Below are 18,419 nucleotides of genomic sequence, written 5' to 3'. Positions count from 1 at the left end.
CGGTGACATCGGTGCGCACATCATCGACCTGACCCAGTTCGTCACGGGTCAGCGGATCAGCGGCGCACCACCTTGGTGTCACCGGTCGCGACGGTCACCCCGGCGGTGCGGGCGGCGTCACCGAGCGCCTGGGCGACCCGGCCGACGACGGAGAGTTCGATGCCCTCCTCCAGGATGAAGCCGCAGGAGAGATAGGCGGGGACGGCGCCCACCATGGCCAGGTCGTTGACGGTCCCGTTGACGGCGAGGTCCCCGATGGAACCGCCGGGGAAGAAGAGCGGCCGGACGACGAAGGAGTCGGTGGAGAAGGCGAGCTGGGCGCCGCCCATCGTCAGGTGGGCGGAGTCGCCCAGCTCCGCGAGGACGTCGCTGCCGAAGGCGGGGGCGAAGAGGTGTTCCACCAGCTCGGCGGAGAGCGTTCCGCCGCCGCCGTGGCCCATGACGATCCGTTCGTGGTCGCGCAGGGGGGCGGGGCAGGTCCAGCCGGAGAAGTCCGGGGCCTCCGGAGCGGTGGAGGCGGCGGAGGGAGTAGAGGAGGAAGTGGCGGGTGCGGTGTCAGCCAACGGAACTCGCCTCCTTGGCCGGGGCGTTCGCGGCCTGGGCGTTCGCCGCGGGAGCCTTCGCCGCCGGGGCTTCGAGCCGCCGGTACAGGTAGTACGCGGCGCACGCGCCCTCGCTGGAGACCATCGTGGCGCCCAGCGGGTTGCGCGGGGTGCACTCCTTGCCGAACGCGGCGCACTCGTGCGGCTTGATGAGCCCCTGGAGGACTTCGCCGCTGCGGCAGACCGTCGACTCCTCGGTCTCGATGCCGGTGACGGAGAACCGGTGCTCGGCGTCGTACTCCCGGTACGTGGGCGACAGCCGCCAGCCGCTCTGGGGGATCATCCCGATGCCGCGCCAGGAGCGGTCGGTGACCTCGAAGACATCGGCCAGCATCGCCTGGGCGGCCGGGGAGCCCTGCTCGTTGACGGCACGCGGATAGGCGTTCTCGACGGTGTGCTCACCGTTCTCCAACTGCCGTACGGCGCGCCGGATGCCTTCGAGGATGTCGAGCGGCTCGAAGCCGGTGACCACGATGGGGACGTTGTGCCGGTCGGCCAGGGCCGGGTACTCCCGGGTGCCCATCACCGTACAGACGTGTCCGGCGGCGAGGAACGCCTGCACCTGGCAGTCGGGCGAGTTCATGATCGCGTCGATCGCCGGGGGCACCCGGACGTGGGAGACCAGCAGGCTGAAGTTGGGGATGGCGAGCTTCTTGGCCTGGTAGACCGTCATCGCGTTGGGCGGGGCGGTGGTCTCGAAGCCGATGCCGAAGAAGACGACCTGTTTCTCCGGGTTCTCCTGGGCGATGCGCAGGGCGTCCAGCGGTGAGTAGACCACCCGTACGTCCGCGCCTTCGCTCTTCACCTGGAACAGGTCACGGCCGCTGCCCGGGACGCGGAGCATGTCACCGAACGAGCAGAAGATCACATCGGGGCGGGAGGCGATCTCCAGGGCCTTGTCGATGATCTCCAGCGGGGTGACACAGACCGGGCAGCCGGGGCCGTGGATCAGCCGGATCCCGTCGGGGAGCAGCTGGTCGATGCCGTGGCGGATGAGTGGTCGTGGTTGTGCTCCGCCTCGTTGGCGGCGCGCAGGGCGTCGAGGGTGATCCCGTTGCCGGCCGAGTCCTTGATCGTGATCTTCTCCATGACGGCCGCGAGCGCCTTGCCCCGCCGCACGTCGCCGAAGACAGCGGCGGCCGCGCCGGAGCGCACCAGCTGGTCGTAGTACTGCTGCGGGGCCATCCCGGCACGCTGCGCCCGGTGCACGATCTCGTGCCCGAACTCGTCGTCGGAGACCTGCACGTCCTCCGCGTCGGCCAGCGTGTCCAGCAGGAGCTGGACCTTGACGCCCTCGGTCGCCGCCTCGGTCAGCTCGGCGTCGATCTGCTCCTCGGTCTTGTCCTCTGCCGCGAGGTACTCCTCCATCGAGGCGCCGATCCGCTCCAGCTGGTCGACCATCGCCTGCTTGCGGCTCTCGACCTCCTCGCGGACAACACCCTCCGGGGCCGGGATGTCGGCGGCCTCGACGAGCTGGGCCAGGGCCTTGTCCCGAGCGGCGTAGATCTGCTCGACCTGCTTGCCCTGGGTGACCCGGGACCGCAGGTCGCCGCGCAGCTCCTCGATCGTGTCAAACTCGCTCGCCATCTGGGCGAACTCGTCGTTCAGCTCCGGCAGCTCCTTCTCCTTGACCGTGCGCACGGTCACCGCCACGTCAGCGTCCCGACCGGCGAAGTCGCCGCCGACCAGCTGGGTGGTGAAGGTGGTGTCGTCGCCGGCGGCGAGGCCGACCACTGCCTCGTCCAGGCCCGGCAGGAGCTGCTTGCTGCCCACCTCGTGGGAGATGTTGCTCGCCTGGCCGCCCGGCACGTCCTCGCCGTCGACGGTGGCGTTCAGGTCGATCTGGACGTAGTCGCCCTCGGCGGCGGCCCGCTCGACGGTCTTGAGGGTCGCGAAACGCTCCCGCAGGTTCTTCACCTGCTCGTCGATCTCGCTCTCGTCGATCTGCAGCTCGTCGACGGTCACCTCGATGGTGCTCGCGTCCGGGATGGTGATCTCCGGGCGGACGTCGACCTCGGCCGTGAAGTTCAGCGAGTCACCGTCGTTGAACTCGGTGATCTCGACCTCCGGGCGCCCCAGCGTCTTCAGGTCGTGCTCGCGCACGGCGGCGAGGATGTTCTCCGGGATGGCCTCCTGGACCGCCTCGTTGAGGACGGTGCCCCGGCCCACCCGCTGGTCGATCACCGCGGTCGGCACCTTGCCCCGGCGGAAGCCCGGAACCTGGACCTGCGAACCGATCTCCCGGTACGCCTTCTTGAGGCTCGGCTCGAGCTCGACGAACGGCACCTCGATGGCGAGCCGCACGCGCGTCGGGCTCAGAGTCTCGACGGTGCTCTTCACAGGCGTACTCCTTGACGGATCTCAGTTGAGTCTGGGCGTGATTCAGCCCATCGAGTGTAGGCGAGCCGGCCTGACGCTCCGGCATCGCCCGGGAGCCGCACTGGGCGGCACCCGGGGCGGCCCGGCCGCGGACGACAGTCGGGGTGGCGGGATTTGAACCCACGGCCCCTCGCTCCCAAAGCGAGTGCGCTACCAAGCTGCGCCACACCCCGTGGCGACGTGCAGTCTATGCCGTCGCCACGCCTCAGTAGGTGCCGGGGCATCCCCCACCCGGACACATCACCCGAAAATTACCATTCCACCCCACCCGCTCGCCGCCAAGATCCGCCGGGTGGATCTTGGTCGCCGTGCCGGCGGGCCCGCCGACGACCCGGCCTCGCGCGGCGGCGACGCGGTTACGCGTCGGGCACCGACATTGGGTACGCTAGGGGGCGCGTCCTGCTTCGGCGGGATGCACGCGGGCGTAGCTCAATGGTAGAGCTTCAGTCTTCCAAACTGACTACGCGAGTTCGATTCTCGTCGCCCGCTCCACGCACGAAGGCCCAGGTAGACCGCATGATCGCGGCACCTGGGCCTTTCCCATCTCGTCATCGCGCCGAGCGGGATCGGCTGCCCTCTAGGACGTTTCGGCATAGCGCCGAGTCGCTTGGATGATCGACGCCACGACCTCGTCGGCGCGGGTGTGTCTGCCGGTCCACTTGGCGAGGTTGGACTTCTGGACCGCCCAGGCGACCACACGCTGGTTCTTCGACGTCGTGATGGTCATGCCGCCGTAACCCGCATCCACCATCGCCACGTCGTGCAGAGCGACGCGGTGGGAGACGTTGGGGTTCCGCACGATCACCTCGGTGTCCGTGAGGATCACGGCCGGAGACCAGGCGAACCTCCACCAACTCAGCAGCGCGCCGACGATGGCGAGAGCGCTCGCGAGCACGGAGCCGAGAACCAGCCACGACAACAGGCCGACCAGAGGGACCAGAGCGAGTACGCCGAATCGACCGAGCGGTGAGACTCTCCAGATCTGCGGTGCGCGTGGGTTGCCGACGTGCTGTGCCATCGTCGTGCTGTCCTTCCTGCCATGCCTCTTCGACCAGAGATGGATTCAAGGCGGGCCCTCGCGTTTGGCCCTGCGGTTCGGGAGTGAGCAGGATAGAGCTTCGACTCTGCGCGCGGCTGACAACCCACGCTGACGGCCCACCGGCCCGGGCGCCAGACGTTCGATGTTCGCCGATACGGCTCCTGTGCAGACGGTGGCGGACGGCCGAGACTGTAGCGATGTCATCCGTTGGTGCGGACGCCCCACGCAGGCAGGTCGCCACCGCCGCTCTGCTCATCGTCGTCGGTGTGCTGGTCCTCTTCGTCCCGGCCGGTGACGAGGGCAGGGTTCTCGTGCCCATCAGCGAGGGGCACGGGCTGTCCGCAGTGGACGGAATCGGTGCGGCGCTGCTGACGGCGGGCGGCACCTGGTTGGAGGTGCTGGTGATACGACGCCTGCCGCACCTCGCCCTGCCGCCACGGACCCTGTTCGCACTCGGCCTGCTGGCCGGTCTCGGCGTGGGGCTCCTGGTCGCCTCGGCCTTCTCGGGATTCTTCTGGTGGTGGGCTGTCGGCGCAGCCATGCTGGGCATCGCCGTCCTCGTGCTGGTGCCCCTCACGGCGCGCCGCTGAGGAAGACGTGCCGCCTACGCGCCACGAGACTCATGCCGTCGGCGCGCCGCCCCCGATCATCTTGACAGTTGTCGATCTGTGCACTGATGTAAGGACCAAGCACATCGACGTCCGTCACAGGAGGGCACATGATCGTCCGACGACGGTGGACAGCTGCAGCCACCACAGTGATCCTGTTCAGCGCAGTGTTGTCCCATCCCGCCTCCGGCGCGGCGGCACCCGCCGATCCGGCAGCCCCGATCACCCTGAGCGCCACCGAAACCGCAGTGGTCCGAGTCCAGCTCCGCGATCAGGCCCAGCTGGACCGGCTCGTGGCCACCGGCGCTGACCTGGCCAACCGGCCCCGGGCACGGGACGGCCGGATCATCGCCGACCTGGTGCTCAGCGGCGCGCAGCTCGATGAACTGACAGCGCAGGGCGCGACGGCCGTGCAGATCGTGCAGCGCGCCGGGGACGGCAACCGGCACTACGCCGACAGCGTCCGCGCGGCCCAGGCCCGCACCGCCGCCGGGCTGCGCGTGCCGGCCACAGGCCAGCGGTCCACCGCCGCCGCCGCTGCCGTGGACACCCTCCAGGTGCAGCAGGCGTACTGGTGGACCACCAACGGGCAGACCTTCCTGCAGGCCCAGGTGGCCACCACCGCCACCGACGACCCGGACGTGGAGATCACCGTCATTTGGCGGACGGCGGACGGCGTCACCGGCTCCTTCCCGCTGTACCGATTCGAGGACTCGGGCGAGTACCAGTACCACTACAACCTTCCACAGCCGGTGCCGAGCCGGCCGGTTCAGTTGACCGCGACCTCCAGCCTCGGCGGGGTCAGCCGGGTGATCACGCCAACGCTCTGGCCGAACGCCTCCCCGCCGCCGCTGCCGGCCGGCTACCAGAAGGACTTCATCGACGCGTACCTGACGCCGATCGACATCCAGGCGCGGATCAAGCGGCTGGCCCGCCAGTACCGGGACCTGGTGGACGTGATCGACCTGCCGAACAAGACCCAGGGGTACCGACGCAACGCCGCCGGCTACCTGGGCGACCCGACGGTCGCCGCCGTGGTGGTCGAGTCGGTCCGCTTCGGCGACCAGAACATGAACGGCGTACAGGTGCGGACTGTCGACCCGGGTCGGGCGAACCGGCCACTGACCGTCGGCTACCGCGACCGCGTCCTCACCGTGTCGCTGGCCACCGACACGGCGGGCAAGACGGTGAGCACCACCGACGAGGTCGCGGCGGCGATCAACGCCCGCCAACCGGACCGGTTCCGGGCCACCGTCGAGGACGGCTCGGCCGGGCTGCCGATGCCCGTCGCCGGCCCCACCCGGCTCGACGACGGCCTTCAGGGCACCGAGGTGCCGGCGCGGCCGTGGACGGTGCAGGCCCTTCGCCTCGGCGTACACCGGGACGGCTCCCGGGTCGGGGTGCTCGCGTACTCCCAGGAACACGCCCGGGAGTGGGCCACCCCGCTGGTGACGCTGGAGTTCGCCGAGCGGATGCTGGCCAACGCCCGCACCGACCCGGCCACCCGTGAGCTGCTGGAGCAGGTCGACATCTTCGTCATCCCGACGGTCAACCCGGACGGCGCGAACTACTCGTTCAACGACTTCAACTTCCAGCGCAAGAATCTCGTCAACCACTGCACCGGGGCGGCCCGCGACCCGAAGAACCGCACCTCGTGGGGCGTCGACATCAACCGCAACTACACAGTCGGGTCGTACTTCGACGGCTACGTGGGCGCCAGCGCCAACTGCCTGTCCGGCAACTTCGCCGGCACGGCGGAGCTGTCCGAGGCGGAGAGCGGCAACGTGATCGCGCTCGCCCAGGCCCACCCGAACATCAAGTTCGCGATGAACGTGCACTCCTACGGCGGGTACTTCATGTGGCCGCCGGGGGCGTACCGGGCCGACGGCAGGGTCACCCTGCCCCGACCGTCGATCGACGAGTCGACGCTGTTCCTCAACAGCGCCCGGCGGATCGTCGGCGCCATCGCCCAGGAGCGCGGCACCGTCACCTGGCCGTCGCAGACCGGACCGGTCGCCGACGTGCTCTACTCCGCCGCCGGCAACTCGGCCGACCAGCTCTACTACGAGCTGGGCATCTTCGCCTGGGACTTCGAGGTCGGCAACGACCTGTGGAACCCGGAAACCAACCAGTGGGAGGGCGTCGGCTTCCAGCCGCCGTTCGACGAGGCGCACGGCGAATCCCAGGAGTACGCCGGCGGGCTGGTGGAAATGGTCCGGGTGGCCCGCGACTACGCCGCCGCCGAGGCGGCCGCCGGCTGACCCGCGGGTCCCGTACCGCCGCCGGCAGCAGCCGGCGGCGGTACGGCCCCTGAAGCGACCCTCGGTGACGGACGGTAAGCCGATGGTGATCACAGACGTTGACGTGTTTTCATGTCAACAAGCCTGCGCCAACCCGGGACATCGATGACTGAGCAACCCGCACCTGATCACCTCGTTGTGGTCGACGTGTTGACGCAGGGTCTGAGCCACCTGCTACGCGACGAGGATCCGGAACTGGCCCGATGGATCGAGGAACTGGTCGCGACACTGAAGAGTCCCCGGCAGACGACGCTGGCCGGCTGGAACAGCTTCCTCGACCCCGGCGTCGACTCCAGCTGACCCACTCGGAGTTCACCCGCCTGGCCGACGGCCGGGCTGGCCCGGCTGCCATCCGCGCTCTGCGGCGGGCGCAACGCAACCGCACGATGCTCGTCCTCAAGAGCCTCGCCGACACCGACGACGCCTTGGCGGCGTCGGCGCATCTGCTCGGCCACGCCCACCGCGTCGACCCGGCCGCCGCTGACGTGCTGCTCGATCATCCGTGGCTGGCCGTCTGGGCGATCGATCGGGTCCGGCACGGCGACACCGGCCGACCCGACTACCTCTCGTTCGCGGCGCTCGCGGCGGCCGCCCTCAGTGGTCGATCGGACGCGGCGGTGCCGGTCACGCCCCGTGCGGGCCTGGTGCCCGTGCCGGGCCTCGGGGTGCTGCGCTGCGGCGGCGGCAGCACAACTGTGACGCCGGCCGACCTGACCGGGCGCCAGTGGACGCCCACCCGCTGGTGGCGCTTCACCGACCAGTCGGTCACCCTCGACCTCCGCGTCGACGACCTGGACCCCTACCGCGACTGCTTCGGACTACCGGTCGCCGCCCGGCTCTCCGCACCGCAGGCCGCCGAGCTGGAACGGTCCGTCGGGCACGCCTGGCACCTGCTCGTCGGGTACGCCCCAACGCACGCCGCCGAGGTGGCCGCCGGCATCAGCACCTTCGTGCCGTTGGCCGACGGCACCGAACGCGGGCACAGTGTCACGCACGCCGACGCCTTCGGAGCGTTGGCCGCCGACGCCAACCTCGACCCGGTGGATCTGGCCGTGACGATGGTGCACGAGCTGCAACACAGCAAACTCAACGCAGTCCTCGGCCTGGTCCAGTTGCACGAACCCGCAGACCCGGCGCGGTACTTCGCACCCTGGCGTCCTGACCCGCGTCCGATCGGCGGGCTGCTGCACGGCACCTACGCGTTCACCGCCGTCGCCGAGGTGTGGGCCGCGCTGCGCGCCCATCCGGAACTCGCGGCCCAGGCCACCGCGCGGTTCGCTGTGGTACGGGCGCAGTTGGAGCGCGCCCTGGTCGAGCTCGCCCGGGCCGCAAGTCTCACCTCGGCCGGGCGGCTCTGGGCAGATCGCCTGGCCGAACGGATCGGCCAGTTGGCCGCCGTGCCGGTCCCGGCGTCCGCCGACGCCGCCGGGCGGCGCGAGGTGGCGGAGGCCGAGCGCACCCGCCGACAAACGATCCCCAGCGGTTGAGCCCAGGGCTCGGTACGGCCGTCTCTCCGGTGGACGAGGCGTCAGGTCAGCCCGACGGTCTCGATGTCGCACTCGATGCGCCGCTGACCCCGCGCGGCGTCCACCTCCGGGTGGTCCGGCCCGAACAACGCCTCCAGCGCCGCGGCGGCCTCGTCGAGCAGCTCGCGGCCCCGAGCCTCCTCGCCGACCTCGATCAGATCGACCGACGCGTTGACCGCACAGTAGAGCGTGTACGGATGCCCCGGCCCACGCAGGCGACGCGAGTCCTCGAGGATCGCCTCGGAGAGCACCTGCGCCTGCTCCAGCCGGTGTGACCGGACCAGGTTGATCGCCTGCGCGGAGCGCGCGCTCAGCAGGTACGGATGGGTGGGCGGCAACGCCTCGCCCATCGCCTGCAACGTGGCCGCACCCAACTCCCGCGCCTCACGGTCGAAGTTGCGCGCCCGCAGGATCACCCCGAGGTTGACCGCAGCGCAGAGCGTGACCGGATGCCGCTCCCCGAAGACGGCTCGGAAGGTGGTGTGCCCCTGAGCGGCCAGGGCGTACGCCTGAGTCGCGTCGCCCGCTGCGCGCATGGCGTTGGCGCAGGTCATGCCCGCCTCCGCGGCCAGCACATGATCGGTGCCGAAGCGGCGGGTCACCAACCGGTAGTTGGCCGCGCCCTCGGTCACTGCGGCGTCGAGCTGCCCGGTCTTGCGCAGGCAGGCGATGTGGATGCAGGTGGCCCGCAGCACTGTGAGGTGCTCGGCGCCCAGCAGCGACCGCTGCACCGGCAGGGAGCTGTCCAGCAGTTCCAGCGCGTCGGCGTACCGGCCCAGGAGGTAGAGGTCGCGCGCCTGGGCCTCCTGGGCCAGCACCAGTGAATAGGTGCCGTCCTCCACGGCCGCACCGGCGTGCCGCGCCACTTCGAGGTTGAGGTCGTACGCCCCTTCGAAGTCACCGATCAGGCGAAGGTTGATCGCCATCGAGTTCATCACCCGCAGCGTGCTCGGATGCCCGTCGCCGAGCACGCGGCGGTGCACGTCGAGGTTGCGCCGGTCCAGGTCGGCGGCAGCCGCGAAGTCGCCGAGCCGCCGCAGGTCCGCGCCGACGCTGTTCGCCGCGCCCAGGGTGTACTCGTGCTCCTCACCGAGGCTCGTCCGCATCCGCTCCAGCGCTTCGAGGCCGAACGCGGCCGCACGCGGGTCGGCGAGCAACCGCAGGGCGTCCGCGTACCGGCGCATCGCCAGCAGGGTCAGCGGATCGCCGCTGCGCTGGCCGTCTGGACCGGGCTGGTCCCAGGCGGCCAGGATCTCCTCCGCGAAGTCCCGACAGCCTTCGAAGTCACCCAGGTTGTAGATGTAGCGCAGCTGGTCCATCGCCGTCCGGCGGGCGTCGATGTCACCGTGGATCAGACCGGCGACACGGACGTGTGGCGCGATGTCGGCATGGCGGGGCCAGGTGCTCCGGTCGTCGGGGAAGCCCGGGTTGGCGGCGGCGAGCAGCCGGCGGGCATTCGTCAGTGGGCCGTCGTCGCCCTGCTCGGCGAGCCCTTCCCGGATGACCGCCTGGACCAGTCGGTGCACCTGTACGTGCCGGCTGGCATTGTCCGCCTTCGCGAGCCCGAGCGACGCCAGTTGCCGGATGGCCCGGGCTATGTCGTTGCGCTCCTGGAGGCTGGTGCGCAGCGGTTCGTCCAACCCGGCGCGGCGCCCCTCCCAGAGCAGGCGCATCGGGACCGGGTCGGGGCTGAGGAAGGCGAGTAGCTGGATCAGCTGCGCGGCGGCAGGGTTCTGCTCGCGTATCGCGGCGAGTGCCATCGACACCACCGTCAACACGGTGCCCCGGTACTGCCGGGGTTGCCCCTCACCCAGCAGCTCCCGGGCGTGTTCCTTGAGGTCGACGAGGTATTCGTCGACCGACGACAGCATGGTGAGCAGCCAACTGACTGCCTGCTCCAGGGCGAGTGGCAGGTCGCCGAGCTCCGCGGCGAGCCGACGGGCCTCCTCAGCGCTGGTCGCGGGACGCCGCTTGAGCAGCAGTTCCACACTCTCGGCTCGGGTGAACACGTCGACGTCCAGGGTCAGGGCGCTCGCCGACCAGGCCATGTTGCGTGATGTGACGAGGACGTGGCCGCGTTCGCCGACGAGGTTCGACGAGGGCATGAGTGGAGCCAGCTCGTGCGGGTCGTCGGCGTTGTCGTAGACCAGCAGCCAACTGAGCGAACTCGTCGACAGCGAGTCGAGGACCGTCCGCACGGTCTGCTCCAGGCTGGCGCTCGCGGCCAGGCCGAGCCGCTCGCCGAGGGCCGCGATCGAGCTACGCAGCGCACTGAGATCCTCGGCGGCCATCCACCAGATCAGCTGGTAACGGTCCGCGTACCGGTAGGCGAACTCGACAGCGAGCTGGGTCTTGCCGACCCCACCGACACCGCGCAGCGCCGCTTCCGGCAGCACCGAGGCCCGGTGCTGTGACGACAGCAGCTCGTCGAGCGCGACGAGCTGCTTCTCCCGGCCGGTGAAGTACAGGTTGCGCGGTGGGACACCGCCCCGGATGAGAGTTCGGGATCGCTGGGGCGTCGTCTCCTCGATGATGATCGTCCTGCGCATGTCGGAATCAGGTTCCTCTCCACCGGTCTCGGCCGGTGCCGCCTGGTGCGGGGATCGTAGCGACGTCCAGTGCGCCTTCGCAGCCATGCGCGATTCGTCGAGATCGGCGGTGGTGAGCCGCAGGGCCGCCGCCGCGTCCCGCAACCACTGCTCAAGCGGCTTGCTGCCCGACTCGAGGCCGGTGAGGACCAGGACCGCCAGCGCCACGGCGGCCGGGACCCGCCAGTCACCCACCGGTTGCCAGCCGACGGCCTCCACCAGGCCGGGCATGTCCTCCGGTGACAGCTGATGATCCGCGACTGCCTCGACGGCCCCGGTCAACACCTCGGGCGGGACGTCGGTGAGCAACTGCGCGAGGAGCCAGGAGAAATAGATCTGCTGGGCGGAGGTGACCGCGCTGGCACCCGGGTGGAAGTTGGCGATGACCTGCAACAGCGTCGCCATACCCCGGGGCTCCTGGGCGCAGGTGCGCACGATGCGGTAGACGTCGTACCGGACCTCGGAGTGCCGGGGCACCGACAGTCGCTTGCGCAGCTCCCCCTCGACCTCGTCGAGGTAGAGCGAACGGGTGCTCCCGTCATTGATCGAACTCATCGAGAGCAGCGCGTCACAGATGGCTTGCACCTGGGCGCTCGGCATCCGGGGCGTCGTCACCGATTGTCCTCCGTACCCGTCAGCAGACCGAGGCTCTCGGCAAGGTCACGGAAGGCCCGCAGTGGCCTACTCGTCGGCCCTTCCGTCAACAGCAGGACGCGATAGAGAGCAGCGATCCCGTCCTCGTATTCTAAGCCCGTCCGAATCAGGCCGAACATGTCTAGACCCAATGGCCCGAATGGGTTCACCATCCGACCGATGTGTGGTGGCAGCGACTGAATGACCAATTGACGGCTGTCGGGGTGCCGGAGTACCGGGATTTCCTCCAACAGTCGGGCCAGCGCCATCTTCTGCGCGAATGAGAGCGTCCGGGGCGTCGCCCGGGCGACGGCCGCCAACGGGCCGGACGGCAGCAGGGCAGGCGGCAACAGGCCGGACGGCAGCAGGGCACGCCACTGCCCGACTGGCAACATCCAGCCGACCAACTGCTGGCCGACGCTCGCGCGGGCCAGCACCATGCCCACCACGGCGCCATCCGGCGCGTACACCCCGGAACCGCTGAACCCCCTGTCGATTCCGGCCGTGGCAGGGGAAATTCGGTCGAGTTGCCGCCATCCGGTGCCGGCGTCGACCGGGCCGACGGCCCGCGCCAGCACCATGACGGACGCCGGGGTGTTGGCCGGAAAACCCACGATCCGCACGTCGAACTCGTCGTCGCCACGATCGGCCAGGGTGGCGGGGGCGGACGGCAGCGGTGTGGCGCAGCGCAGGACCGCCAGGTCGCCGTCGCCGGCCGGGCCGACACCCCGGGACCAGGTCACCTCTGCGGCGACCCGGGTGCCGGGGTGACTCGGTGTGTCGACGAGCACCCCGGGCGGGCCGGCCCCGGTGCCGTCATCGACCACATGCCAGCAGGTCAGCACCAGGTCACTGGTCAACTGGATGCCCGCGCCGACGACCGACGAGGAGTGGCCACCGAGTATCCGCACCCGGCCGGCGAGCGACCGGGTGCCGGTCATTCGTGCCCCGCCAACCACTCGGCCAGGACGGCCGGCGGCCGGATACCAACGCTGCGGTCAGTCATGCGCGGCGGCCTCCTGCGCGCCGGCCCCGTCCTCACCCGGCGACGGCAGCGCCGGGACGGGCGAGGTCCAGATCAGCTTGACCTTGAGGTGGCCCTGCGCGCTGGTACGAGCGACGACCGCACCAGCCTCCGCGGTGAGGGTGACGCCGATCTCGACCTCCACCTGATCGGGGCGCACCGCCACCCCGCGGACCACGCCCAGCGCGGCGTCGAGCGCGGGCCTGATGTGGGCCAGTGCCATTTCCAGCGTCTGCCGGGCGGGGCGGATCCGGTCGAGCAGACCGACCCGTTCCAGATCGGTGCCAGCGTGTTCCTCGACGAGGAGGACGCCCTGATCAGTCTCGAAACGAAGGAGATCCGCCACGTGACGAATTCTCGCCGAAAGATCGTTCGGAATTGGTGTCAGATCACTGACAGGAGTCATTGCGTGCACAGTGCGCCGACACCTGACACATCTGCTTGCCATCACCACTGCGGCCTGTCAGCCTGACGCAATGCAGGACACGACGACCTTCCAGGATCTGCTCCGCGAAGGTGTCGACGCATCCGTGGACGGTTGGGACTTCTCCTGGTTCGACGGCCGCGCGACAGAACAGCGGCCGTCCTGGGGATATCTGAAACTCATGGCAGCCCAAATGGGGGTGGCCCGCGCCGCACTGGACATCCAGACCGGCGGCGGCGAGGTGCTCTCCGAGGTGCCGGCATTCCCACCGGTGACAGTGGCCACCGAACACTGGCCGCCCAACCTCCAACTGGCCCGACGCGCGCTCGAACCGCGCGGCGTACGGGTGGTCGACGTTGCCGAGGACGCTCCGTTCCCGTTTCCCGACGAGACGTTCGACCTTGTGGTGAGCCGGCATCCCAACGTCGTGCTGTGGGACGAGATCGCACGGGTGCTCACTCCCGGCGGGCGGTACCTGGCCCAGCAGATCGGCCCCGGCTCGAACCGCGAGCTGGCCCAGTTCCTCACGGGTCCCCGCGAGATCGGTGACGAACGCAGCCCGGCCCGCGCCGCCGCCGACGCGCGAGCCGCCGGCCTGGTCATCGACGAGCTGCGGCACGAAGCGCTGCCGACCACCTTCAACGACGTGGCAGCGGTGGTGCACTTCCTCCGCAAAGTCATCTGGACGGTGCCGGACTTCACCGTGGACCGCTACCGGGCCCGCCTCGCCGATCTGCACGACCACATCCGTCGCCACGGTCCGTTCGTGGCCCACGCCCAGCGCATCCTGGTCCGGGCGCACAAGCCCGAGCACTGACGCGAACGCGCCGCCACCGGTGGAGCAGAGCAGGTCCCCACGAAGGAGGTACCGGTCGGAGCGGCCGGCCACGGATGAACCGCGGCCGGCGGGGTAAGCAGCGACCTTGCCTGGTGGGGAGACGACCGGGTGCACGGGTGGGCGGTCCTGGACCGGCCCACCCGTGCACGCCCGGTCAGTTCGAGGAGATCCAGTTCCAGGCCGAGACGACCCACTCGGTCTGCTGGAGCCACGCCACCCCGAGACCGACGAGGAACACCGCCGTCGCCAGGTGCGCACCTCGGGCGCTGCGCCGGACCCGGCCCAGCTGCCGCTCCAGCACCACCCGGCCGACCAGCCGGAACAGGGCGAACAGGCCGGCCGCCACCAGCAGGCTGAGCACCAGCACCAGCAGCGGGCCGCTCAGGTCACCCTGGCCGGACAGCGCCCAGATCCCCCAGCACACGAACGCGAAGAGGCCTGCCGCAGCGCTCCATTCACCGCCGCGCCGCAGCTGCGCCATCCGCGAGCTGAGCGAACGGCGGGGCACCTGCTCACCGGGCCAACCGGTGCCGGTCGGCTCCTGCTCGACCACCGGGAACGGCTCCGTCCGCGGGGTGCGCGGCTCACCCACCGGAGCGACCCCCCGGCGGAACCCGTCACGCTGCGGCGGCACCCCGACGCCGGCCTGCGGTGGCACCTCCACGGTCCGCTCCGCCCACGGCTGCGTCTGGTCTGCCATCTCGTCCTCCCCCTGACCGACGGCAACAGCACCGCCTTGATTCGAGGGTAGCCAGCCGGCAAATCGGTCGCCGACCCCGGCCGGGGCGTGCGGCCTTGCGACGGTGCCGGATCGAACCCGGCCAGGGTACGGTCGGCTGATGGGTGACCCCGAGCGACGACGGCGACGGCTGCGCCACCACCCCGACACCGAGACGGCCCGACCGGGTGCGGACGGCCCGACGGTCAGCACGCCGGGCGTACACGACGGTGACGAGCCGCCGCCGCGACGCAGGAGCACCGGCGGCGACGAGCGCGACGGCGAGCGGGGGCTGCGCGGGTTGGTCGGCTCCGGCTCGTCCCAGGTGGGACTGAGTGCCGCGCTACGGGCCCGGGACGCGGCCCGCCCCACCGACGACGACCTGGCCGAGGCGGAAGCCCGGGTGGTGGTCGTCCGGCGAAACTGGGTGCCCCGCGAGGAGCTGCCCCGCTCGCCGCGCTGAACGCCGCACTGTCAGGGCAGGTCGGGCAGCTTCCGGGTCCGCTCGTACTCGGCGACCTGGGTGATCCGACGAGCGTGCCGCTCGTTGCCGGAGAACGGCGTGTTCAGGAACGCCTCGACGATGCCGGTCGCCTCGTCCAGCGTGTGCTGGCGGGCACCGATGGCGACGACGTTCGCGTCGTTGTGCTGGCGGGCCAGCTGAGCGGTCTCGACGCTCCAGGCCAGCGCGGCGCGTACGCCGGCGACCTTGTTCGCGGCGATCTGCTCACCGTTGCCGGAGCCACCGATGACCACTCCGAGGCCCGTCTCGTCGGCCACCACCTGGTCGCCTGTGTGCAGGCAGAACGTGGGGTAGTCGTCGTCCGGGTCGTAGCTGTGCGGGCCGACGTCGACCACGTCGTAGCCCTGCATGGCCAGGTGGTTGGCCAGGTGCACCTTCAACTCGAAACCGGCGTGATCGGATCCCAGGTAGACGCGCATACCGGGCAGTCTGTCAGGCCGCGCTCGGGGACGTCACAGGGGCGTCCCCGAGCCGGGTTCGTCACACGGTCGTGGGGATGATGCTCAACGCGGCAGCTCGGCGACGACCAGCCCGCCGCGCGCCTTCGGGGTGAACCAGGTGCTCTTGCGGGGCATCTTTTCCCTGGCCAGGTTGACCGCGACGAAATCCGCCACTGTCACCGGCGCGATCAGGATGGCCAGCTCGGCCCGGCCGGCGTCGACCTCACCGGTGAGCCAGCTCGCCGGGTAGTCACCGCCGACGTAGGTGATTCGCTTGTCGCCCGGGTCCAGACCGAGCGCGTCGCGCAGCACCAGCCGCTCGACCAGAGCGTGGTCCAGGTTTTCCAGGCGGGCGGAGGCGGTGGCGGGCAGGCGCACCGCGTACCCCTGGCCGTCGAGGCGGAGGTGCACGGTGCCGCCGGCCGCCGGGACCTCGACCGGGCCGTTGATCGGCTCGACCTCGGCGCCCGCGGCCCGCAGCCGGTCGAGCAGCTCGGCCGGGGTGGTGGTCAGCTCGCTGACCAGCCGGTTGTACGGCTGGATGGCCACCGACGCGGGGGTGGTGACAACGGCCAGGAAGCGCGGCAGCCCTCCGGTCTGGGCGGCCAGGCTGCGGTGGTTGCCGTCCGCGACGACCAGGTCCCCACCACCGGCGAGAGCCGTCAGCGTGGCCTGCTCCGGGCCCGGGCCGAGCAGCCAGATGGCGTGCGTGCGCCCCGCCTGGTCGGTGTCCGTCGCGGCGGGCGCACCTGCCGTGTCGGTCGCCGCCGCGAGCGCGGCGTGCAGCTCGTCGCCACGCCCCGTCTGGAGCAGGAGTACGGGTGAGAGCAGGTGGCCCAGCGCGTCGGCCAGTGCCACCCGCTCGCGCACCTTGGCGATGAAGACGTCCTCGTTGCGGATGACCAGGCCCGGCTCGTCCGCCCGGGTGGAGATCTGGTCGGTGTCCACCATCGCGAACAGCCCGTACGCCGGCTCCTCGCCGGGCGCGCTGATCCGGTAGAGGACCACCACCTGCTCGGCGGGGGTGTAGCTGCCGTCGGCCTTGGCCTCGGCGAGGCGGGCCACCGCGTCCGGCAGCGCGTCGAGGAACGACTTGCCCAGGCTCTGCGGGGCGCGATGCGGCATCTCGATGCCGAGAGCGCTGTGCGGGTTCGACCCGATGATCGCGGTGATCTCCGCGTCGTCGGCGAACTCGTCGTAGTTTTGCGCGCCGGTGCCGCCAGTGGTGACCCAGGCCCGGGTGATCGGATGCACGACCGTCATGCCCACTGACGCTACCGGCGACGGTGTCGCCGCCGACGGGGACCCGCGGGGCGTCCACCAGATGAAAGCGACAGGTGGGGCCCGGCCGGTCAGCCGGCGCGGTCGGAGGCGCCCCGGCGATGCTTACCCGCGCTCACCGGCCCACCGTTGCCACGCCGACCGGTCCCGACAGGCCCGGTGTTCAGGGCGCGGCGGGGCGACGCGGGCGGCCCCGGCACGGGACGGTCGGGAGGAGGCGTCGGCACGGGCCGCGGACTCAGCGGCGGGGTCGGCACCGGCCGCGGAGGAGCCGGTGCCGGCGGCGGAGGCGCCGGTTCGGCCGGCGCCGCCCCCGACGGCACCAGCGTCGACACGTTGGTCGGCACCGCGTCGACGGACGACGGCAGTGGGTCGACCGCCCTGGGCGGGGTGAGCCGGGAGGTCACCGGGACCCGGGCCACGCCCACCACGATGGGCGGCGCGAGTAGATCCACCAGGTGGGCGGGCAGGTCCGGGCGGACCGTCGGCCAGCGGGAGTCGTCAACGGACCAGTAGTCAGCGCCGGGAGTCTCGATCACCCCCTGCCGGGTCAACTGATCGTCACCGGACGCACGGTGCTTGGCCATCGGGATTTGCCTCCACGAACTGCGGCGTGCGGCCCTTCGGGTCGCTGCGGCGGACACCGAGGGAAACGACGCCGCCCGCCTCCCGGTGACGCCACGAGCCTGCGCCGACCTCGGCATCGGACGAGAAACGCCCCCGTCCGCGCCACTGAGGCAGGCACGGACGGGGGCGCGGTGGTCGTCGCTCAGTCGAAGATCGGGCTCTGCTCGCGGGTGCGCTTGAGCTCGTAGAAGCCCGGCGTGCCGGCGACCAGCAGCACGCCGTCCCAGAGCCGGCCGGCGGCCTCCCCCTTCGGAGCCGGAGTGATCACCGGGCCGAAGAACGCGACCGGGGTGCCGTCCGGGCCGGGCGCGTGCACCACCGGAGTGCCGACGTCCTGCCCGACCGGGCGCATGCCCGCCTCGTGGCTGGCCCGCAGCGCCTCGTCGTAGTCGGTGCTGTCGGCAGCCGCGGCCAGTGCCGGGTCGAGGCCGGTCTCGGTGAGCGCGGCCACGTACAGCTCCGGACCCCGCTCCTGCTTCTGGAGGTGGATCCGGGTGCCGAGCGCGGTGTAGAGCGGGCGCAGCACATCATTGCCGTGCAGCTGCTCGGCGGCGATGCAGACCCGCACCGGGCCCCACGCGGTCTTCAGGAACTCCTTGTAGTCCTCGGGCAGCTCGTCCCGGCCGTCGTTGAGCACGGCCAGGCTCATCACGTGGAAGCGGATGTCCACATCCCGGATCTGCTCGACCTCGAGCAGCCAGCGGGAGGTGATCCACGCCCACGGGCAGGCCGGGTCGAACCACATGTCGGCGGTGACACGTTCGGTCACTGTGAGATCCCTTCGCGACGGGTGGCGCCGACAGGTCGGCGTCTCAGGTGAATCTTCACCCCGCAGCGCATTGACCGGCACCCGAATGAGAGCGTGACCT

Annotated in this window: 18 protein-coding genes and 2 tRNA genes; 7 read left to right on the top strand and 13 right to left on the bottom strand. The window is 70.9% G+C overall.

What is annotated here, in order from left to right; all coding sequences use genetic code 11:
- Nucleotides 1–56: 56 nt before the first annotated feature.
- The 4 genes from AB0B98_RS28160 to AB0B98_RS28145 form a co-directional block, all read right to left on the bottom strand.
- Nucleotides 57–563 carry an AIR synthase related protein gene (locus tag AB0B98_RS28160; RefSeq protein ID WP_357366530.1) on the bottom strand — a complete coding sequence of 169 codons (507 nt, stop codon included), beginning with the start codon at nt 561–563 and terminating at the stop codon, nt 57–59.
- Nucleotides 556–1,560, bottom strand: a complete 1,005-nt coding sequence (gene hypD / locus AB0B98_RS28155; protein WP_357366545.1) for a hydrogenase formation protein HypD — start codon at nt 1,558–1,560, stop codon at nt 556–558. Before hypD ends, AB0B98_RS28160 begins: the two co-directional genes overlap by 8 nt.
- Entirely contained in the window at nt 1,551–2,942 is a 1,392-nt protein-coding gene (tig, locus tag AB0B98_RS28150; RefSeq protein ID WP_357366528.1) for a trigger factor, read from the bottom strand. The genes hypD and tig overlap by 10 nt, the downstream gene beginning before the upstream one ends.
- Nucleotides 2,943–3,080: 138 nt before the next feature.
- Nucleotides 3,081–3,154: transfer RNA gene (locus tag AB0B98_RS28145), tRNA-Pro, on the bottom strand.
- A gap of 245 nt (nt 3,155–3,399) precedes the next feature.
- Here AB0B98_RS28145 and AB0B98_RS28140 point away from each other — a divergent pair.
- Nucleotides 3,400–3,473, top strand: a tRNA-Gly gene (locus AB0B98_RS28140).
- Between the two features lie 85 nt (nt 3,474–3,558).
- Here the strand turns inward: AB0B98_RS28140 and AB0B98_RS28135 are convergent.
- Nucleotides 3,559–3,999 carry a hypothetical protein gene (locus AB0B98_RS28135; protein WP_357366526.1) on the bottom strand — a complete coding sequence of 147 codons (441 nt, stop codon included), beginning with the start codon at nt 3,997–3,999 and terminating at the stop codon, nt 3,559–3,561.
- A gap of 218 nt (nt 4,000–4,217) precedes the next feature.
- On the opposite strand from AB0B98_RS28135, the gene AB0B98_RS28130 reads away from it, so the two are divergent.
- The 4 genes from AB0B98_RS28130 to AB0B98_RS28115 all read left to right on the top strand — a co-directional run bounded on the left by AB0B98_RS28130 (nt 4,218) and on the right by AB0B98_RS28115 (nt 8,415).
- Entirely contained in the window at nt 4,218–4,610 is a 393-nt protein-coding gene (locus tag AB0B98_RS28130) for a hypothetical protein (protein ID WP_357366524.1), read from the top strand.
- Between the two features lie 128 nt (nt 4,611–4,738).
- A complete protein-coding gene (locus AB0B98_RS28125) occupies nt 4,739–6,889 on the top strand; it encodes a M14 family zinc carboxypeptidase (protein WP_357366523.1) in 2,151 nt (716 codons plus the stop codon).
- A 144-nt stretch (nt 6,890–7,033) separates the two neighbouring features.
- Nucleotides 7,034–7,228 (top strand): hypothetical protein, encoded by a 195-nt coding sequence (locus AB0B98_RS28120; RefSeq protein ID WP_238669031.1) that lies wholly within the window; start codon nt 7,034–7,036, stop codon nt 7,226–7,228.
- 86 nt (nt 7,229–7,314) lie between these two features.
- Complete coding sequence (locus tag AB0B98_RS28115; RefSeq protein WP_357366521.1) at nt 7,315–8,415, top strand: HEXXH motif-containing putative peptide modification protein; 1,101 nt, start codon at nt 7,315–7,317, stop codon at nt 8,413–8,415.
- 41 nt (nt 8,416–8,456) lie between these two features.
- Here the strand turns inward: AB0B98_RS28115 and fxsT are convergent, their stop codons facing one another.
- The 3 genes from fxsT to AB0B98_RS28100 are packed head-to-tail and all read right to left on the bottom strand — an operon-like array spanning nt 8,457 to nt 13,045.
- Complete coding sequence (gene fxsT, locus AB0B98_RS28110) at nt 8,457–11,657, bottom strand: FxSxx-COOH system tetratricopeptide repeat protein (protein ID WP_357366520.1); 3,201 nt, start codon at nt 11,655–11,657, stop codon at nt 8,457–8,459.
- Nucleotides 11,654–12,616, bottom strand: coding sequence for a trypsin-like peptidase domain-containing protein (locus tag AB0B98_RS28105; protein WP_357366519.1), 963 nt, complete (start codon nt 12,614–12,616; stop codon nt 11,654–11,656). Before AB0B98_RS28105 ends, fxsT begins: the two co-directional genes overlap by 4 nt.
- 57 nt (nt 12,617–12,673) lie before the next feature.
- On the bottom strand, nt 12,674–13,045 hold the full coding sequence (locus AB0B98_RS28100; protein ID WP_238669035.1) for a CU044_2847 family protein: 372 nt from the start codon (nt 13,043–13,045) through the stop codon (nt 12,674–12,676).
- Nucleotides 13,046–13,175: 130 nt separating this feature from the next.
- Here AB0B98_RS28100 and AB0B98_RS28095 point away from each other — a divergent pair, with 130 nt between their 5' ends.
- Nucleotides 13,176–13,940 (top strand): class I SAM-dependent methyltransferase, encoded by a 765-nt coding sequence (locus tag AB0B98_RS28095; protein ID WP_238669036.1) that lies wholly within the window; start codon nt 13,176–13,178, stop codon nt 13,938–13,940.
- A 175-nt stretch (nt 13,941–14,115) separates the two neighbouring features.
- On the opposite strand, the gene AB0B98_RS28090 is transcribed toward AB0B98_RS28095, so the two are convergent.
- Nucleotides 14,116–14,661, bottom strand: coding sequence for a hypothetical protein (locus AB0B98_RS28090; RefSeq protein ID WP_357366516.1), 546 nt, complete (start codon nt 14,659–14,661; stop codon nt 14,116–14,118).
- A gap of 139 nt (nt 14,662–14,800) precedes the next feature.
- Between AB0B98_RS28090 and AB0B98_RS28085 the strand changes: the two genes are divergently transcribed.
- Nucleotides 14,801–15,142, top strand: coding sequence for a hypothetical protein (locus AB0B98_RS28085; protein WP_357366515.1), 342 nt, complete (start codon nt 14,801–14,803; stop codon nt 15,140–15,142).
- Nucleotides 15,143–15,153: 11 nt separating this feature from the next.
- Here AB0B98_RS28085 and AB0B98_RS28080 read toward each other — a convergent pair whose 3' ends face one another.
- From AB0B98_RS28080 to AB0B98_RS28065, 4 genes are all read right to left on the bottom strand, one after another.
- Complete coding sequence (locus AB0B98_RS28080; protein WP_238669040.1) at nt 15,154–15,621, bottom strand: ribose-5-phosphate isomerase; 468 nt, start codon at nt 15,619–15,621, stop codon at nt 15,154–15,156.
- A gap of 84 nt (nt 15,622–15,705) precedes the next feature.
- Nucleotides 15,706–16,905, bottom strand: coding sequence for a DUF1015 family protein (locus AB0B98_RS28075; protein WP_357366513.1), 1,200 nt, complete (start codon nt 16,903–16,905; stop codon nt 15,706–15,708).
- An 89-nt stretch (nt 16,906–16,994) separates the two neighbouring features.
- Nucleotides 16,995–17,510, bottom strand: a complete 516-nt coding sequence (locus tag AB0B98_RS28070; RefSeq protein ID WP_357366511.1) for a hypothetical protein — start codon at nt 17,508–17,510, stop codon at nt 16,995–16,997.
- Nucleotides 17,511–17,692: 182 nt separating this feature from the next.
- Nucleotides 17,693–18,319 carry a disulfide bond formation protein DsbA gene (locus tag AB0B98_RS28065; protein ID WP_357366509.1) on the bottom strand — a complete coding sequence of 209 codons (627 nt, stop codon included), beginning with the start codon at nt 18,317–18,319 and terminating at the stop codon, nt 17,693–17,695.
- Nucleotides 18,320–18,419: the final 100 nt, after the last annotated feature.

The sequence above is a fragment of the Micromonospora sp. NPDC048947 genome, from assembly GCF_040649495.1.
GTDB classification, from domain to species: domain Bacteria; phylum Actinomycetota; class Actinomycetes; order Mycobacteriales; family Micromonosporaceae; genus Micromonospora; species Micromonospora alfalfae.
The sequence above is the reverse complement of the archived record's forward strand: the minus strand, read 5'-3'. Positions and strand labels throughout refer to the sequence as shown.

Excerpts from the sequence above, each read along its gene's own strand:
- AB0B98_RS28135 (WP_357366526.1), bottom strand. The coding sequence starts at position 3,999 with ATGGCACAGCACGTCGGCAACCCACGCGCACCGCAGATCTGGAGAGTC.
- AB0B98_RS28075 (WP_357366513.1), bottom strand. The coding sequence starts at position 16,905 with ATGACGGTCGTGCATCCGATCACCCGGGCCTGGGTCACCACTGGCGGC.
- AB0B98_RS28105 (WP_357366519.1), bottom strand. The coding sequence starts at position 12,616 with ATGACCGGCACCCGGTCGCTCGCCGGCCGGGTGCGGATACTCGGTGGC.
- AB0B98_RS28120 (WP_238669031.1), top strand. The coding sequence starts at position 7,034 with ATGACTGAGCAACCCGCACCTGATCACCTCGTTGTGGTCGACGTGTTG.
- AB0B98_RS28070 (WP_357366511.1), bottom strand. The coding sequence starts at position 17,510 with ATGGCCAAGCACCGTGCGTCCGGTGACGATCAGTTGACCCGGCAGGGG.
- AB0B98_RS28130 (WP_357366524.1), top strand. The coding sequence starts at position 4,218 with ATGTCATCCGTTGGTGCGGACGCCCCACGCAGGCAGGTCGCCACCGCC.
- AB0B98_RS28090 (WP_357366516.1), bottom strand. The coding sequence starts at position 14,661 with ATGGCAGACCAGACGCAGCCGTGGGCGGAGCGGACCGTGGAGGTGCCA.
- AB0B98_RS28085 (WP_357366515.1), top strand. The coding sequence starts at position 14,801 with ATGGGTGACCCCGAGCGACGACGGCGACGGCTGCGCCACCACCCCGAC.
- AB0B98_RS28125 (WP_357366523.1), top strand. The coding sequence starts at position 4,739 with ATGATCGTCCGACGACGGTGGACAGCTGCAGCCACCACAGTGATCCTG.
- AB0B98_RS28080 (WP_238669040.1), bottom strand. The coding sequence starts at position 15,621 with ATGCGCGTCTACCTGGGATCCGATCACGCCGGTTTCGAGTTGAAGGTG.
- AB0B98_RS28095 (WP_238669036.1), top strand. The coding sequence starts at position 13,176 with ATGCAGGACACGACGACCTTCCAGGATCTGCTCCGCGAAGGTGTCGAC.
- AB0B98_RS28115 (WP_357366521.1), top strand. The coding sequence starts at position 7,315 with ATGCTCGTCCTCAAGAGCCTCGCCGACACCGACGACGCCTTGGCGGCG.